The organism is Falsiroseomonas sp. HC035 (assembly GCF_050563525.1).
In the GTDB taxonomy this organism is placed as follows: Bacteria; Pseudomonadota; Alphaproteobacteria; order Acetobacterales; family Acetobacteraceae; genus Falsiroseomonas.
Map to the genome: position 1 here is coordinate 299,612 of NZ_JBNXUN010000001.1, position 15,270 is coordinate 314,881.

10 protein-coding genes are annotated in these 15,270 nt (G+C 70.4%); 5 read left to right on the forward strand and 5 right to left on the reverse strand.

The window, feature by feature from the left end; all coding sequences use genetic code 11:
- Positions 1 to 13 precede the first annotated feature (13 nt).
- Positions 14 to 1,783, forward strand: a complete 1,770-nt coding sequence (locus ACLF3G_RS01525) for an adenine deaminase (RefSeq protein ID WP_430667548.1) — start codon at positions 14 to 16, stop codon at positions 1,781 to 1,783.
- Here ACLF3G_RS01525 and ACLF3G_RS01530 read toward each other — a convergent pair.
- From ACLF3G_RS01530 to ACLF3G_RS01550, 5 genes are read right to left on the reverse strand one after another with little or no spacing between them, the layout of a single operon-like run.
- On the reverse strand, positions 1,753 to 2,871 hold the full coding sequence (locus ACLF3G_RS01530; RefSeq protein WP_430667549.1) for an OpgC family protein: 1,119 nt from the start codon (positions 2,869 to 2,871) through the stop codon (positions 1,753 to 1,755). The genes ACLF3G_RS01525 and ACLF3G_RS01530 overlap by 31 nt on opposite strands.
- Positions 2,872 to 2,900: 29 nt before the next feature.
- Complete coding sequence (locus ACLF3G_RS01535; RefSeq protein ID WP_430667550.1) at positions 2,901 to 3,365, reverse strand: DoxX family protein; 465 nt, start codon at positions 3,363 to 3,365, stop codon at positions 2,901 to 2,903.
- A 55-nt stretch (positions 3,366 to 3,420) separates the two neighbouring features.
- Positions 3,421 to 4,302 carry a transglutaminase family protein gene (locus ACLF3G_RS01540; RefSeq protein ID WP_430667551.1) on the reverse strand — a complete coding sequence of 294 codons (882 nt, stop codon included), beginning with the start codon at positions 4,300 to 4,302 and terminating at the stop codon, positions 3,421 to 3,423.
- Positions 4,299 to 6,731 (reverse strand): circularly permuted type 2 ATP-grasp protein, encoded by a 2,433-nt coding sequence (locus ACLF3G_RS01545; RefSeq protein ID WP_430667552.1) that lies wholly within the window; start codon positions 6,729 to 6,731, stop codon positions 4,299 to 4,301. The genes ACLF3G_RS01540 and ACLF3G_RS01545 overlap by 4 nt, the downstream gene beginning before the upstream one ends.
- A 47-nt stretch (positions 6,732 to 6,778) precedes the next feature.
- Entirely contained in the window at positions 6,779 to 10,057 is a 3,279-nt protein-coding gene (locus ACLF3G_RS01550) for a DUF2126 domain-containing protein (protein WP_430667553.1), read from the reverse strand.
- A 148-nt stretch (positions 10,058 to 10,205) separates the two neighbouring features.
- Here ACLF3G_RS01550 and ACLF3G_RS01555 point away from each other — a divergent pair, with 148 nt between their 5' ends.
- From ACLF3G_RS01555 to ACLF3G_RS01570, 4 genes are all read left to right on the forward strand, one after another.
- Positions 10,206 to 10,949 (forward strand): SDR family oxidoreductase, encoded by a 744-nt coding sequence (locus ACLF3G_RS01555; RefSeq protein ID WP_430667554.1) that lies wholly within the window; start codon positions 10,206 to 10,208, stop codon positions 10,947 to 10,949.
- Positions 10,950 to 10,953: 4 nt separating this feature from the next.
- The gene (locus ACLF3G_RS01560; RefSeq protein WP_430667555.1) at positions 10,954 to 11,706 is read left to right on the forward strand and encodes an SDR family NAD(P)-dependent oxidoreductase; all 753 of its coding nucleotides are present in this window, start codon (positions 10,954 to 10,956) and stop codon (positions 11,704 to 11,706) included.
- Positions 11,703 to 12,638 (forward strand): glucokinase, encoded by a 936-nt coding sequence (locus tag ACLF3G_RS01565; protein WP_430667556.1) that lies wholly within the window; start codon positions 11,703 to 11,705, stop codon positions 12,636 to 12,638. The genes ACLF3G_RS01560 and ACLF3G_RS01565 overlap by 4 nt, the downstream gene beginning before the upstream one ends.
- Before the next feature lie 150 nt (positions 12,639 to 12,788).
- Positions 12,789 to 15,269, forward strand: coding sequence for a glycogen/starch/alpha-glucan phosphorylase (locus tag ACLF3G_RS01570; protein ID WP_430667557.1), 2,481 nt, complete (start codon positions 12,789 to 12,791; stop codon positions 15,267 to 15,269).
- The last annotated feature ends 1 nt before the right edge of the window (position 15,270 follow it).

Here is a 15,270-nt window from a genome sequence, read left to right on the forward strand (position 1 = left end):
AGAACCGCCGCGCATGACCGACTCCGTCGACCCCGCCACCCGTGCCCGCGCCGTCCAGGCGGCGCGCGGTGCGGCGCCCTTCGACCTGCTACTGGCCGGGGGCACCGTGGTGGATGTCGCGACGGGGGAATTGCGCGCGGCGGATGTCGGCATCGTCGGCCCGCTGATCGCCTCCGTCCACGCGCCCGGCGCGCGGGGGGATGCGGCGAGGGTGCTGGATGTGGCCGGGCGCTGGATCGCGCCCGGCTTCATTGACAGCCACCTGCACTACGAAAGCAGCCTGATGACGCCGGCCGACTATGCCAGCGTCGTCGTCCCCGCCGGCACCACCACCTGCGTCTGGGACCCCCATGAACTGGCCAATGTGCTGGGCCTGGCGGGCGTGCGCTGGGCCGTCGAGGCCTCCCGCCACCTGCCGCTGCGCACGCTGGTCGCGGCACCGTCCTGCGTGCCCTCCGCCCCCGGACTCGAACTCGCCGGTGCAGAGATCGGGCCGGCCGAGATGGCGGAGATGCTGTCCTGGCCGGAGGTGGTCGGTGTCGCGGAGGTGATGGATATGCCCGGTGTGCTGCGCGGCACGCCGCATATGCAAGGCATCGTCGGCGCCGGGCTCGCCGCCGGCAAGAACGTCAACGGCCATGCGCGCGGCCTGCTGGATGCCGACCTCCAGGCCTATGCGACGGCCGGCGTGACCTCCGACCACGAGATCACCGCGACCGAGGATTTCCTGCAGAAGCTGCGCGCCGGGCTGACGGTGGAATTGCGTGGCAGCCACGACCAGGTGCTGCCCGGCGCCGTCGCCGCGCTGGCCACCCTGCCGCTGCTGCCGCCGAACCTGGTGCTGGCGACGGACGACGTTTTCCCGGACGAGCTGCTGGCGAAGGGCGGCCTGCGCGACACCATCGCCCGCGTCATCGCCCGCGGCCTGTCGCCCATCGCCGCCATCCGGCTGGCGACGCTGCACGCCGCGATGCGGCTGAAGCGGGACGACCTCGGGCTGGTGGCGCCGGGGCGGCGGGCGGATCTCGTGGTGCTGTCGGACCTTGCCACGGTGCGGGTGGATCGCGTGCTGGTGGGCGGGAAACTGGTGGCCGAAGCGGGCGCGCTGCTGGCGCCGCCACCGCGGCGGGCGGATGCGCCGACCGACACGATGAAGCTTCTGCCGCAACCGACCGCTGCCTTCCGCCTGCGGGTGCGCGGCGTTCAGGATGGCCGAGCCCGCCTGCGCCGCATCCTCGGCGCGCGCTTCGTGTCCTGGGGCGAGATCGAGGTCGAGATCCGCGACGGCGTCGCGACGCCGCCGCCCGGCCATGCGGTACTGACCCTCATCCACCGGCACGGCCGCGCGCCCGCCACGCCGCGGACCTGCCTGACCGATGGCTGGGGCGAGATGCGCGGCGCCATCGCCACCACCATCGCGCATGACAGCCACAACCTGCTGGTCCTCGGCGGCACGGCGGAGGACATGGCGGCGGCGGCCAATGCGGTGATTGCTGCCGGCGGCGGCATGGCGGTGGCCGCCGGGGGCTTGGTGACGGCGCTGCTGCCATTGCCCATCGCAGGCTTGCTGGCCGAGACGCCGCCGGCCGAAACAGCGGAAAGATTCGCGCGGCTGCGGCAGGCGGCGGATGCGGTGTGCGACTGGCTGCCGCCCTATCGCGTGTTCCGCGGCATCACCGGCATCTCGCTCGCCTGCAATGCCGGGCCGCACCTGACCGACCTCGGCCTGACCGATGGCAGCACCGGGCAGGTCTACGATCCGGCGGAACCGCTGATGGCGTGACGCGCCGGCACCCGGCGCCAGTCGAGCCAGAAGGCAAAGGCCGCCAGCGCCAGGATGCCGGCCGGGATCAGCACCAGCTCCAGCCACCAGGCTCGCGCCGGGAACATCTCGAAGGCCAGGGACACGCCCCAGCTCAGGAACAGGCCCAGGCAGAACACATGCAGGCTGTGCTGACCGATGGTTGCCAGAACGCGCGGCACCAGCCCGTGCATCCAGGGCGCATCGCGCGGCACCAGCACCGCCACCAGCCAGGCCAGCACCAGCGCATGCGCCAGCCGTAGCGGCCCGAGCGTGCCCTTGTCCGCCAGCGTCTCCATCAACGCCGTCGGCGCGGCGATCCAGCCATGATGCCCGGCCTTCACCCAGAGCCCGACCGCCAGCACCGCCGCGGCCAGCCCGAACAGCGCCGGGTGGCGCGGCAGCGGTGGCCCGCCAAGCAGGGCGCGGCGACCGACCCAGGCGCCGAGCAGGAACAGAAGCTGCCAGGCGAAGGGGTCGAAGGTGATGTGGGTGCCGCCGAGCCCCGGCGGCGCCAGGCCGAAGATCTGCGTCGCGGCATAAAGGCCGATCGGCGCCAGCAGCGCCCGGTCGCCGAAGCGGTCCAGCAGCCACAGGAACGGCGCCAGCAGCAGCATGCAGAACACGAACAGCGGCAGGATATCCATGAAGGTCGGTTGGTACAGCAGCGCCAGCGTCGCCGGCACCGCCCGCAGCGGGTCCTGCGCCAGCCAGGCCCAGCCGGTTTCCTGCACCAACTCCGGTAGCGGCACCCGCATCTGCACCCAGAACACCATGGCGGCGAACAGCACGAAGACCACCAGATGCGTCAGGTACAGCCGCCGGATGCGCCCCAGCAGGTCGCTTGCAGCGGACCGGAAGCCATCCCGCGCGCGCTTCAGCGTGAAGACGGAGCCGAGCGCGAGCCCGGACAGCAGCACGAACTGCTCGGAACTGTCGGAGATGCCCCAGGCCGCGTGGATGCCCCAGAAGAACACCACCGTGTAGGCATGGCTGATGAAGATGGAGACCTGCATCCAGCCGCGCAGCACATCCATCCGCACATCACGCGGCGGCCGCTTGAGAGTCATGGGCACGGCCTGCTCCGCCGGCATCGGCGTCACGCCGCCTGCGGCAGGAAGCGGGCACGCAGCTTGGCGACCAGGGCCAGGGCCTCCGCCCGGTGGGCGAACAGCACGAGCAATGCCATGAACCAGGTGAACACCGCCTCCTTGAACAGTCCGCCGCCATCGCCGTAGGGGTCGATGCCCAGCGGGCTGACGACGTGGAAGAAGATCGCGCCGGACATGGTCCCGAGCGACAGCGCCGCACCCCACATCCGCGTGCGCGGGATCAGCACCAGTACGGCGCAGAAGATTTCCAGGATGGCGACGAACAGCCGGAACGGCTTCTCGCCGCCAGGGGTGCCGAGCCAGTCGGACAGGATGGTGAAGAGGTAGACCGAGCCCTCGTTCCCGGTCAGCTTGAACTGCTGGTACCAGGTCAGCTCATAGGCAATCCAGATCGCCGCCGGCCAGGCCAGGAGCTTCAGGATGCGGTCGGTGCCCGGCGAAAGGGTCATCATGGTGTGAAGCTCCGGTGGATCGGTGCACCGTGCTTCGTCGAGGTTCCGTCGCCGGTTACGCTGGCTCGTCCTCCGCCAGAAGGTCGACGCTGACCGACAGTTTCTGCCGCCCCCCGCCAAGCAGGATGCCCGTCACCGGGCTGACATCGGCGAAGTCACGCCCCCAGCCCAGCAGCAGGTGCTCATCGGAAACCACGAGGTCGTTGGTCGGGTCGAGGTCCACCCAGCCATGCTGCGGCCCGAGCCAGCAGCCGACCCAGGCATGGCTCTGGTCCGCCCCCTGCCGCCGCTTCTGCCCCGGCGGCGGCCGGGTGCGGACATAGCCGGAGACGTAGCGGGCGGGCAGGCCGAGGGCGCGCAGCCCCGCGATCATCAGATGCGCGAAATCCTGGCAGACGCCGGCTCGCTGTGCGAGCACCTGGCTGACCGGCGTGGAGATGGTGGTAACGCCGGCCTTGAAGGCGAAGTCCCGCCGGATGCGCGCGCACAAGTCCCGCACACCCTCCATGATCGGCCGGCCGGGCGGGAAGGATTTTGCGGCATAGACGCCTGCCCCGCGCTCGGCCGGCGCCAGGGCGCTTGGCATGGCGAATTCGGCGGCGTCCCAGCCTTCCGCCGCGCGTGCCGCGGCGCGCACCGCCTCCCAGGGCAGCGTCGCGGCGGCCAGCGGCGGCGGAGCGAAGTCGACATCGACGACGGCGTCCAGCACCACCTCGAAGGCGTCATGCGTGGTCTCGAGCGACAGCCAGGTGACACCGTTGCCGAAATGGTCGCTGCCATCGGTGCGCTGCCCGCCGTGCGGCGTCACGGTGATGACGGCGGAGCGCACCACCTGGCCCGGCACCACGCGCGGCGTCAGGTGCATCAGGTGCGTCGCCAGGTCCACGGCGCGGCCATAGGCGTAGGCGGTGCGGTGGCACAGCGTGTAGCGCGTCATGCCTCGGCGCCCACTTCAGGCTCGTCCTGCCCCAGCACGCGGGTGCGGACATGGCTGACGTAGCGTCGTGCCACGGCATCGGACAGCGCGGCGGTCTCGGCTTCCAGCGCATGTAGCGCGGCCGGCAGCGCGGCCACCGCGGCATCGCGGTCGGTGGCGACCAGCACCGCATCCACCAGCGCCTGCGGCCGCGCGGCGAGGCCCGCCGCCGTCGCCGCCAGCGTATCCCCGGCACCGGCGATCTCCGCCAACCGGTCGGATACCGCCGCAAGCTGGAACGCCAGCGCCCGCGGATTGCCCGGGTCCGCCAGCACCAGGTCCAGCACCGGCGCCGCCTGCACGGCCGCCAGGTAGCGGGCGCGGTAGGTCAGCGCGCTGTCGCAGATCTCCAGCGCCAGGCGCAGCCCGGCCTCGATGCGTGGCGCCGGCTGGTCCAGCGCATGCGCCAGGTTGCGGGCCGTCGCCGTCGCACGCTCGATCCGGCGGCCAAGGTCGAGGAACATCCAGGCGCCGCCGCGCACCATGTTCTCCGCCGCGATACCGGACACCGCATTGCAGAAGCGGATGATGGCGGTGGCGGCGGCGGCCAGCGCATCGTCGCCATCGGCGCCGGACAGCAGGCGGGCGCGGCCTTCCTGGATCAGGTGCGCGAAGGCCGCCCACATGTCATGGGTCAGGCGGTCCCGTACCGCCACCTGCGGCCGTTCCACCGCTTCCAGCAGGCCGAGCAGCGCGCCGCCCGGCGCCGCCGCTTCCCGCAGCGCGCGCGGCAGGGCCTTGCCATCGGCCGGGCTGGCCGCCGCCTCCGCCGAGATCAGCCCGGCCGCCTGAAGGCAGCGCGCCAGGGCGCGGATCTCGGCGATCTCGCGCGGCATCGCGGCTCCGCGCAGCAGCCGGGCAAGCAGGGCGCGCAGCAGCCGGGCGGCCGCGTCCAGCCGCTCGATGGTCCGCCCGAGCCAGTACAGATCGTCCGCCACGCGGCTCGGCAATTCGCCGGAGGACCGGCGGATGGACAGCAGCGCGGCGCGTGGCGCGGCGGGGCCCAGGATGTCCTGCGCGTCTTCCGCGATCACCCAGACATCCTTGGCCGCGCCGCGCCGCGCCGGCGGGCCGGCGATCGGCCCGCTGCCATCCAGCACATGTGCGAGGCCGCCGGGCATGGCGCGCCAGTCACCCGCCGCGTCGCGCGCCAGGAACATGCGCAAGGTAACCGGCGCCGGCTCCAGCGCCTCCCCGGCCAGGCGCGGGGTGGCGGAAGGCGCCATCGGACGCGTCGCCGCATGCATCCAGGCGGCCGCATTGCCCTTCTCGGAAAACACTTCCAGCGCGCCCAGCGGGGTCGCCTGCCCCGGATCGAAGGCGGAGCGCAGGCGCCAGGCCTCGGGCGCCGCCTGCACGCGGGCGCGGGCGTCCGCGTCGCCCATCCACAGCGTCTCCAGCCCCTCCAGCGCCAGGTCCTCATCCAGCAGGAAGCGCGCGGCAGCCGGCAGGTAGGGCGCGGCGCCGGGCGCTTCCGCCAGCATCGAACCGGGCGTGTTCACCAGCCGCACCGCCCCCGCCCGCATCGCCTGCATCAGCCCGGGCACGCCGGAGCCGCTGTCGAATTCCAACGGATCCGAGACCTCACCCTTGATGCGGCGCAGGATGACGTCGACGCGGCGCAGGCCGCGCAGGGTCTTCAGGAACACCTGCCCGTCGCGTACCGTGAGGTCACCGGCTTCGACCAGTTCCAACCCCAACTCGCGCGACAGGAACAGGTGCTCCAGCCAGGTCTCCTGCCGCGCGCCGGGCGACAGCAAGGCGAGGCGCGGGTTGTCCACGCCCCCCGGCGCGAGCGCCTGCAAGGCATCCAGCCAAGTGTCGAAGAAGGGGCGTAAACTGCGGACATGCACGGCGCGGAACGCCTCCGGCAGCACGCGGGCCAGCAGGGCGCGGTTTTCCGCCGCGAAGCCCACGCCATTGGCACCGCCACAGCGATCCGCCAGCACCCGCCAGGTGCCGTCGGGACCGCGTAGCAGGTCGGCGCCGTAGAAGGTCAGGCGCGGAAACGGCTTCGGCGCCGGCACCCGGCAAGGGCGCAGGAAGTGTGGGTTGCCGAAGACGAGGGCCGCGGGCAGCACGCCCTCCGACAGCAGGCGCTGCGGTCCGTACAGATCGTCCAGCATCGCCGCCAGCAGCCTTGCCCGCTGCGCCAGGCCAGCTTCCAGCGCGGCGAACTCCCCGGCCGGCAGGATCAGCGGCACCGGGTCGCAGCGCCAGGGCCGGCTGGTGCGGCTGGTCTCGGTGGCGAGGACGGTCGCGACGCCCTCCTCCTCGAAGGCACGGTCCAGCCGCCTCGCGCGTTCCGCCACCGCCGGGTAGCCGAGCGAGGAGAAGGCGCCGAGCAGGCCGCGCCATTGCGGGCGGACCTGGCCGTTGCCGTCCACCATCTCGTCCAGTTGGTGCGGGGCGTTTTCCGCGGAGGCCGGCGCGTCGGTCAGCGGGTACGCCTCAAGTCGAGCGTGCGCGGCGTGGCGCGGGAGGGCACGCTTCGCGGCGCCTCCATCGCGCCCGGCGTATGGCCCATCGGCATGAACAGCGCGCGCCGCCGCGCCTCCGCCTCGTTCGCATTGACCGGGAAGGTCTGGTAGTTGCGCCCGCCCGGGTGCGCCACGTGGTGCTGGCAGCCGCCGAGGCTGCGCCCGGTCCAGCTATCCCACACGTCGAAGGTCAGCGGCGCCTGGGCGCGCACCGTCGGGTGCAACGCGCTCGGCGGGTCCCACGCCTTGAAGCGGATGCCGGCGACGTATTCGCCCTCCGTCCCCGTCGGGCTCAGTGGCACCGCGGCGCCGTTGCAGGCGAGCACAAAGCGCTCCTCCACCCAGCCCGTCACCCTTGCCTGCAAGCGCTCCACGCTGCTGTCGACATAGCGCGTGGTGCCGCCGGCGGAGGCTTCCTCGCCCAGCACATGCCAGGGCTCCAGCGCATTGCGCAGTTCCAGTTCCATCCCACGCAACGCAATGTGGCCGACCTTGGGGAAACGGAACTCGAAATGCGGCTCGAACCAGGCGGCATCGACCGGGAAGCCAAGCGCCTGCACCTCCTCGATGACTTCCGAAAAATCCTGCCGCGCATGATGGTGCAGCATGAAGTCGTCATGCAGCCGCGTGCCCCACTTGATCAGGCGCCGCTCATACGGCCGCTGCCAGAAGCCCGCGACCAGCGACCGCAAAAGCAGTTGCTGCGCCAGCGACATCTGCCAATGCGGCTGCATCTCGAAACCGCGGAACTCCACAAGCCCGCGCCGCCCGCCCGCATTGTTCGGGTCATACATCTTGTCGATGCAGAATTCCGTGCGGTGCGTGTTGCCCGTCATGTCGACCAGCAGGTTCCGGAAGATTCGGTCGGTCAGCCAGGGCGGCGAGGCCTCGCCCATGCGCGGCACCTGCGCCAGCGCCGTCTCCAGCTCATGCACCGCATCGCCGCGCGCCTCGTCGACGCGCGGATGCTGGCTGGTCGGGCCGATGAACAGGCCGCTGAACAGGTAGGACAGGCTCGGGTGGTTGTGCCAGAAGCCGACCAGCGACTTCAGCAGATCCGGCCGCCGCAGGAAGGGACTGTCCGCCGGTTCCGCCGCGCCCATCACCATGTGGTTGCCGCCGCCGGTGCCGACATGGCGGCCGTCCAACATGAATTTTTCCGCCGCCAGCCCGATCTGGCGCGCTTCCTCGTACAGCACCTCCGTCCTCGCGCTGAGGTCGGACCAGCTGGCGGAGGGATGCACATTCACCTCGATCACCCCCGGATCGGGCGTGACGGAGAAGTTCAGCAGGCGCGGGTCGCCCGGCGGCTGGTAGCCTTCGAGGAACACCTTGCGGCCGACATCGCGCGCCACATCCTCGATCGCCGCCACCAGGTCGATCCAGTCCTGCGCCAGGGCCAGCGGCGGCAGGAAGATGTGGATAAGCCCGCCGCGGCTCTCGACGCAGAGCGCCGTCCGCACCACGCCCGGCTCCTCCTTCCCAGGTTCCGGCACCGGCTGCTCGATGATGCGGGCGCGTTCCCCGGTCCCGTCGCGTCGCGGCCGCAGCGGTTCGCGGCGGGCAAAAGGGTCCGGCTCAGGCTGCGCATCGATGCTTTTCTCGGAGGCCCAGGGCAGGCTGTCCAGCGGCAGCCGGAAGCCCATCGGGCTGTCGCCGGGGATCAGCAGCAACTCGCCATCGCGGAACGACCACCTGCCGGATTCCCAGGCGCGATCCTCACCCTCCCCGGCCCGGCGCAGGGGCAGGACGGAGCCGACCTCCGCCGCCAACCCGCCGGCGAACAACCGCGCCAGCCGCGCGCGTTCCAGCGGGTCGCGCAGCTTGCTGTCCTCCGCCACCACGTTGGCGGGCAGCAGCTTTTCCTTCCACAGGTAGTAGTGGACATCCTCGCGGGCCGGGATCCGCAAAGCCGGGTCCAGGCCGAGCCGGCCGGCCAGCATCACGGCGAATTCCGCCGCGTCCTTGGCAGTCGCATCGTCGGTGTCGTCATCCGAGGCCAGCAGCGCAGGATCGGTCCAGACCGGCTCGCCATCCGCCCGCCAGTGGCAATGCAGCCCCCAGCGCGGCAGCGGCTCGCCCGGATACCACTTGCCCTGCGCGTAGCTGAGCGCCGAGCCCGGCGCCCACAGCCCCTGCAACCGCCGCAGCAGCCGCCCCGCCAGCTTGCGCTTGGTCGGGCCGAGCGCATCCGTGTTCCATTCCGCCGCGTCGCGGTCGCCCTCCGCCACGAAGGTCGGCTCGCCGCCCACCGTCAGGCGCACGTCGCCGGCCACCAGCGCCTCATCGACCCTGGTGCCGAGCGCCATGATCCGCGCCCAGTCCTCCTCGGTGTAGGGCTTGGTCACGCGGGGCGACTGCGCCACGCGGCGGACTTCCATGTGGAAACCGAACTCCGTCTCCGCTTCGTCCACGCCGCCGGTGATCGCGGCGGCCGAGGCGGGTTCTGGCGTCGCCGCCAGCGGGATATGGCCCTCGCCCGCCAGCAGCCCGCTGGTCGGGTCGAGGCCGATCCAGCCGGCGCCCGGTACGTACACCTCGCACCAGGCGTGCAGGTCGGTGAAGTCCGTCGTGGTGCCCTGCGGGCCGGTCACCGACTTGATGTCGGGGACAAGCTGGATGAGGTAGCCGGAGACGAAGCGGGCGGCGAAGCCCAGGTGGCGCAGGATCTGCACCAGCAGCCAGCCGGAATCGCGGCAGGAGCCTTTCCGGTTGGACAGCACTTCCTCCGGCGTCCAGACGCCAGGTTCAAGCCGGACGATGTAGCCGATCTCGGTGGACAGCTTTTGGTTCAGGTCGACCAGATAGTTGACGGTGTTCGGCGCCTGCCGCGGCACGCCCTTCAGATAGGCATCCAGCAGCGGGCCGGGGGCGGAGACGCGACGGAACGGCGCAAGTTCCTGCGCCAGCACCGGATCGTATTCGAAGGGGAAGGCCTCGGCCTCGGGCTCCACGAAGAAGTCGAAGGGGTTGATCGTGGCCATGTCGGCCAGCAGGTCGACCGTCACTTCGAAGGACCGGACGCGGTCGGGAAAGACCACGCGGGCGCAAAAGTTGCCCTGCGGGTCCTGCACCCAGTTCAGGAAATGCGGCTTCGGCGAGATGTCGAGGGAGTAGGACAGGATCGGCGTGCGGCAATGTGGCGCCGGACGCAGCCGGATCAGCTGCGGCGACATGCCCACCAACCGGTCGTAGCTGTAGCTGGTGCGATGGGTGAGCGCAGCGTGGATGCTCATGGGGAGGGGGGTGTCCGGCCGGGATTTTCGCTCTCCGCTATCCCATCGGAACGGTAGCCGCCGCAAGGCCGCACCGGCACCCGGGTGGACAGGGGATGGGCTGGCGCGGCACCCTGCTGCCTCGGGATCGGCTTTTGGGGGAACGTGGATGGCACAAAAATATGCATTGGTGACGGGCGCTGGGTCCGGCGTCGGCCGCGCCGCCTCCCTGGCGCTGGCCGAGGATGGCTGGACCGTCGCCCTGCTCGGCCGCCGGCAGGACGCGCTGGAGGAGACCGCCGGCCTGTGCCAGGGCGAGACGCTGGTCGTGCCGGCGGACGTGACAGAACCCGGCCAGATCGACGCCGCCTTCGCCACGATTGAACAAAAATTCGGCCGCCTGGACCTGTTGTTCAACAACGCCGGGAACAACGTGCCCGGCACGCCGTTCGAGGAGCTGACGGCGGAGCAGTGGTTCAAAGTGGTGGCGGTCAACCTGAATGGCGTGTTCCTGTGCGCGCATGCGGCCTTCCGCATGATGGCGAAGCAGCAGCCGATGGGCGGGCGTATCATCAACAACGGCTCGATCAGCGCCCACGCCCCGCGCCCGGGCAGCGCGCCCTACACCGCCACGAAGCACGCCGTCACCGGCCTGACGAAATCCATGAACCTTGATGGGCGGCGGTTCGACATCGCCGTGGGCCAGATCGATATCGGCAACGCCGCGACGCCGATGGCGGAACGCATGGCCAAGGGCGTGCCGCAGGCGGATTGGTCGATCAAGGCGGAGCCGCTGATGAAGGTCGACCATGTCGGCCGCGCCGTGGCGCAGATGGCGGCCTGGCCGCTGGAGACCAACGTGCTGACCATGACCATCATGGCCAGCAAGATGCCCTTCGTCGGCAGGGGGTGATGCCATGAACAAGCTGGATCTTCAGGGCCGCGTCGCCGTCGTCACCGGCGGCGCGCGTGGCATCGGGCTGGCGGTGGCCCGCCGCATGGTGGCATCCGGCGCCAGCGTCTCGATCTGGGATGCCGACCCGGCCAAGGCCGAGGAAAGCCGCGCGGCGCTGGCCGCCGACGGCACCGTCACCGCACAGGTGCTGGACCTCGCCGATGAATTGGCGGTGGCGGAGGCGACGGCGAAGACCATCGCCGCGCATGGCAAGGTGGATATCCTGGTGAACAACGCCGGCATCACCGGCGGCAACATGCCGGTGGCCGAAATTCCCCCCGCGCAGTGGCGCCGCGTGGTGGAGGTGAACCTGACGGCCCCGTTCCTGGTATCCCAGGCCCTGGTGCCGCATCTGGTCGCCAATGGCTGGGGCCGCGTCGTGAACGTCGCCTCCGTCGCCGGCAAGGAAGGCAACCCCAACGCGGCGCACTACAGCGCCAGCAAGGCCGGGCTGATCGGCCTGACCAAATCGCTGGCGAAGGAGCTTGCGACCAAGGGCGTGCTGGTGAACTGTGTCACGCCGGCCGCCGCCAAGACCGACATCTTCAACCAGATGACGGAAGCCCACATCGCCTTCATGCTGTCCAAGATCCCGATGGGCCGCTTCGTGGAGGTGGAGGAGATCGCCGGGCTGATCTGCTGGCTGGCGAGCCCCGACTGTTCCTTCTCCACCGGCGCGGTGTTCGACATCTCCGGCGGGCGCGCCACCTATTGAGCGCGCTGCTGGCGGATATCGGCGGCACCAACGCCCGCTTTGCGCTGTTGGAGGATGGCCTGGTCGGTGACCCGGCCATCCTGCCGGTCGCCGAGTATCCGACGCCGGAAGACGCCATCGCCGCCGCCCTGGCGCTGCTGCGGCCGCGGTCACCGCTGGATCGCGCCGTGCTGGCCGTGGCCGGGCCAGTGCTGGAAGAACCCGTGCGCCTGACCAACGCGCCCTGGGAATTGCGCAGCGACGCCATCGCCGCCCGCTTCGGCATGGCGCGGGTGCGGCTGGTGAACGACTTCCTGGCGCTGGCCCACGCGCTGCCGCACCTCGGCGCGGCCGATCTGGTGCGGATCGGCGGCGGCCGCTCGGTGCCCGACGCGCCGATGATCGTCGTCGGCCCCGGCACCGGCCTCGGCGCCGCCGGGCTGGTGCCGAGCCCGGCCGGGCCGATCGCGGTGCCGACGGAGGGCGGCCATATCGGCCTGGCGCCGGAGACGGCGCGGGAGGATGCGGTGGTTGGCGCGCTCCGCGCCCGCTGCGGACGCGCCGGGGCGGAGGAAGCGCTCTCCGGCCGTGGCCTGGTGAACCTGCACGCCATCTGCGCCGTGTTGCAGGGCATCGCGGTGCCGGAGCGTGACGCCGGCGCCATCGTCGATGCCGCCGGCACCTGCCCGGTGGCGGCGGAGGCGGTTGCGCTTTTCCTGGATTTCCTCGCCGCCTACGCCGGCGACATGGCACTGGCCTGGGGCGCCCGTGGCGGCGTCTTCATTGCGGGCGGCGTGCCGCCGCGCCTGCTGCACCTGATGGATGCCGCACGCTTCCGGTCCCGCTTCGAGGCGAAGGCCCCGATGCAGCACTGGATGGCCGACGTGCCGCTTGCCTTCGTGGTACACCCGGCCCCGGCCTTCGCGGGCCTCGCGGCCATTTCGGCAGCGTAAAAAGCCACACTTCACGGATCCGAGAGGCGCCGCCGGGCTGCCGCTTGTTTTTCATGTGGCGCTGAATGCAAATTGCTGCAAAGCACAGCCAACGGTTGCCGACGGTTTGCCGAACCGTCGCGATGCCGATTGCCGAAGGAACCGAAACGCATGGATAGCCCGACACCGACCGGCGCCGCCGCAATCCTCGCCCCCACGGCCCGCGCCGGCGATGCCGCGTCGCTGCGCGAGAGCATCCTGCACAAGCTGACCTACGATCTCGGCAAAAGCCGCCTCGGCGCGCGCGACCGCGACTGGTTCATCGCGACCGCCTTGGCGGTGCGCGAACGCATTGTGGACCGCTGGATCGACCTGACCCGCGCCACCTACCAGTCCGGTGCCAAGCAGGTTTACTACCTCAGCCTGGAATTCCTGATCGGCCGGCTACTGCGGGACAATGTCTGCAACCTTGGCCTGGTCGGGGCGATCCGGGAGGCGCTGGAGCCGCTCGGCGTCGATGTCGAGAAGCTGCGGATCGCGGAGCCCGACGCCGCGCTCGGCAATGGCGGCCTTGGCCGGCTCGCGGCCTGCTTCATGGAGAGCATGGCCTCGCTGTCCATTCCCGCCTTCGGCTACGGCATCCGCTACGACCATGGCCTGTTCCGCCAGATCATCCGCGACGGCTGGCAGCATGAATTCCCCGAGGATTGGCTGAACTTCGGCAATCCCTGGGAATTCGCCCGCCCGGAAATCTCCCACACCATCGGCTTCGGCGGCACGGTGGAGGCGGTGAACCTCTCCGAGGCCCAGGTGAAGCATGTCTGGAAGCCGGGCGAGACGGTGCAGGCGGTGGCCTACGACACACCGATCGTCGGCTGGCGCGGCGTGCATGTGAACACGCTGCGACTGTGGTCGGCCCGCGCGACGGACCCGCTGCGCCTCGATGCCTTCAACTCCGGCGACCACATCGGCGCGCTGTCGGAAAAGGTGAAGGCGGAGAGCATCTCGAAGCTCCTCTACCCCTCCGATGAAAGCCCGGCCGGCCAGGAGCTCCGGCTGCGGCAGGAGTACTTCTTCTCCTCCGCCGCCTTGCAGGACCTGGTGCGCCGGCACATCCGCGTCTACGGCGACCTGCGGTCCCTGCCCGACCGCGTCGCCATCCAGCTCAACGACACGCACCCGGCGATCGTGGTGGCGGAGCTGCTGCGCATCTGCGTCGACCTGCACGACATTCCCTGGGACGAGGCGTGGGACATCACGCGCCGCACCATCAGCTACACCAACCACACCCTGCTGCCGGAGGCGCTGGAATCCTGGCCGGTACCGCTGATGGAACGGCTGCTGCCGCGCCACATGCAGCTCATCTACCTGATCAACGCGTTCCACCTGGATGATGTGCGGACCAAACATCCCGATGACGGGCGCATGCTGTCCTCCGTCTCCGTCATCGAGGAAGGCCACGGCCGCCGCGTCCGGATGGGGCATCTCGCCGTCGTCGGCTCGCACAAGGTCAACGGCGTCTCCGCGCTGCATTCGGACCTGCTGAAGACCACGGTGTTCAGCGATTTCCACACGCTGTTCCCGGGCAAGCTGACCAACAAGACCAACGGCATCACCTTCCGGCGCTGGCTGCAGCAATGCAATCCGGCGTTGACCTCGTTGCTGGTCGAGGCCTGCGGCCCGCAGGTGCTGGACGATGCGATGGCGCTGGAGAAGCTGCGCCCACTGGCCGCCGACGCCGGCTTCCAGCAGAAATTCGCCGCGGTGAAGCGCGCGAACAAGCAGGCGCTGGCCGCCCTGGTGCGCGACCAGCATCAGCTCCGCATCGACCCCGATGCGATCTTCGACGTGCAGATCAAGCGCATCCACGAATACAAGCGCCAGCTTCTGAACGTGCTGGAAGCCGTGGCGCTGTACGACGAGATCCGCAGCCAGCCGACGCGCAGCTGGGTGCCGCGGGTGAAGATCTTCGCCGGCAAGGCGGCCAGCAGCTACCACCGCGCCAAGCTCATCATCAAGCTGGCGCATGACGTGGCGCGCGTGGTCAACAGCGACCCGACCGTGCGCAACCTGCTGAAGATCGCCTTCCTGCCGAACTACAACGTGTCGCTGGCCGAGATCATCGTCCCCGCCGCCGACCTGTCCGAGCAGATTTCGACCGCGGGCATGGAGGCGTCAGGCACCGGCAACATGAAGCTGGCGCTGAACGGCGCGCTGACCATCGGCACGCTGGACGGCGCCAATGTCGAGATCAAGGAGCATGTCGGCGACGACAACATCTTCATCTTCGGCCTGACCACGGAACAGGTGGCCCGGCACCGCGCCCAGAACATCCAGGGCGCCGCCGCCATCGAGAAGTCACGCCGCCTGAAGGAAGCGCTGGAGCAGATCGAGGCCGGCGTCTTCTCGCCGGATGACCCGACCCGCTATCGGTCCCTGGTGGCCGACCTGCGCGCCACCGACTACTTCCTGGTGACCGCAGATTTCGACAGCTATTTCGACGCGCAACGCCAGGTGGACGAACGCTGGCGCGACGCGAAGGGCTGGTGGCGCTCCGCCGTGCTGAACACCGCGAATGTCGGCTGGTTCTCCTCCGACCGCACCATTGCCGAATACGCCCAGGAAATCTGGAACGTGCCGGTCAAACGGTGAG

Coding starts and splice junctions, on each gene's coding strand:
- ACLF3G_RS01545 (WP_430667552.1), bottom strand. CDS start 6,731: ATGGTGGACGGCAACGGCCAGGTCCGCCCGCAATGGCGCGGCCTGCTC.
- ACLF3G_RS01540 (WP_430667551.1), bottom strand. CDS start 4,302: ATGACGCGCTACACGCTGTGCCACCGCACCGCCTACGCCTATGGCCGC.
- ACLF3G_RS01535 (WP_430667550.1), bottom strand. CDS start 3,365: ATGATGACCCTTTCGCCGGGCACCGACCGCATCCTGAAGCTCCTGGCC.
- ACLF3G_RS01550 (WP_430667553.1), bottom strand. CDS start 10,057: ATGAGCATCCACGCTGCGCTCACCCATCGCACCAGCTACAGCTACGAC.
- ACLF3G_RS01570 (WP_430667557.1), top strand. CDS start 12,789: ATGGATAGCCCGACACCGACCGGCGCCGCCGCAATCCTCGCCCCCACG.
- ACLF3G_RS01560 (WP_430667555.1), top strand. CDS start 10,954: ATGAACAAGCTGGATCTTCAGGGCCGCGTCGCCGTCGTCACCGGCGGC.
- ACLF3G_RS01530 (WP_430667549.1), bottom strand. CDS start 2,871: ATGACTCTCAAGCGGCCGCCGCGTGATGTGCGGATGGATGTGCTGCGC.
- ACLF3G_RS01555 (WP_430667554.1), top strand. CDS start 10,206: ATGGCACAAAAATATGCATTGGTGACGGGCGCTGGGTCCGGCGTCGGC.
- ACLF3G_RS01525 (WP_430667548.1), top strand. CDS start 14: ATGACCGACTCCGTCGACCCCGCCACCCGTGCCCGCGCCGTCCAGGCG.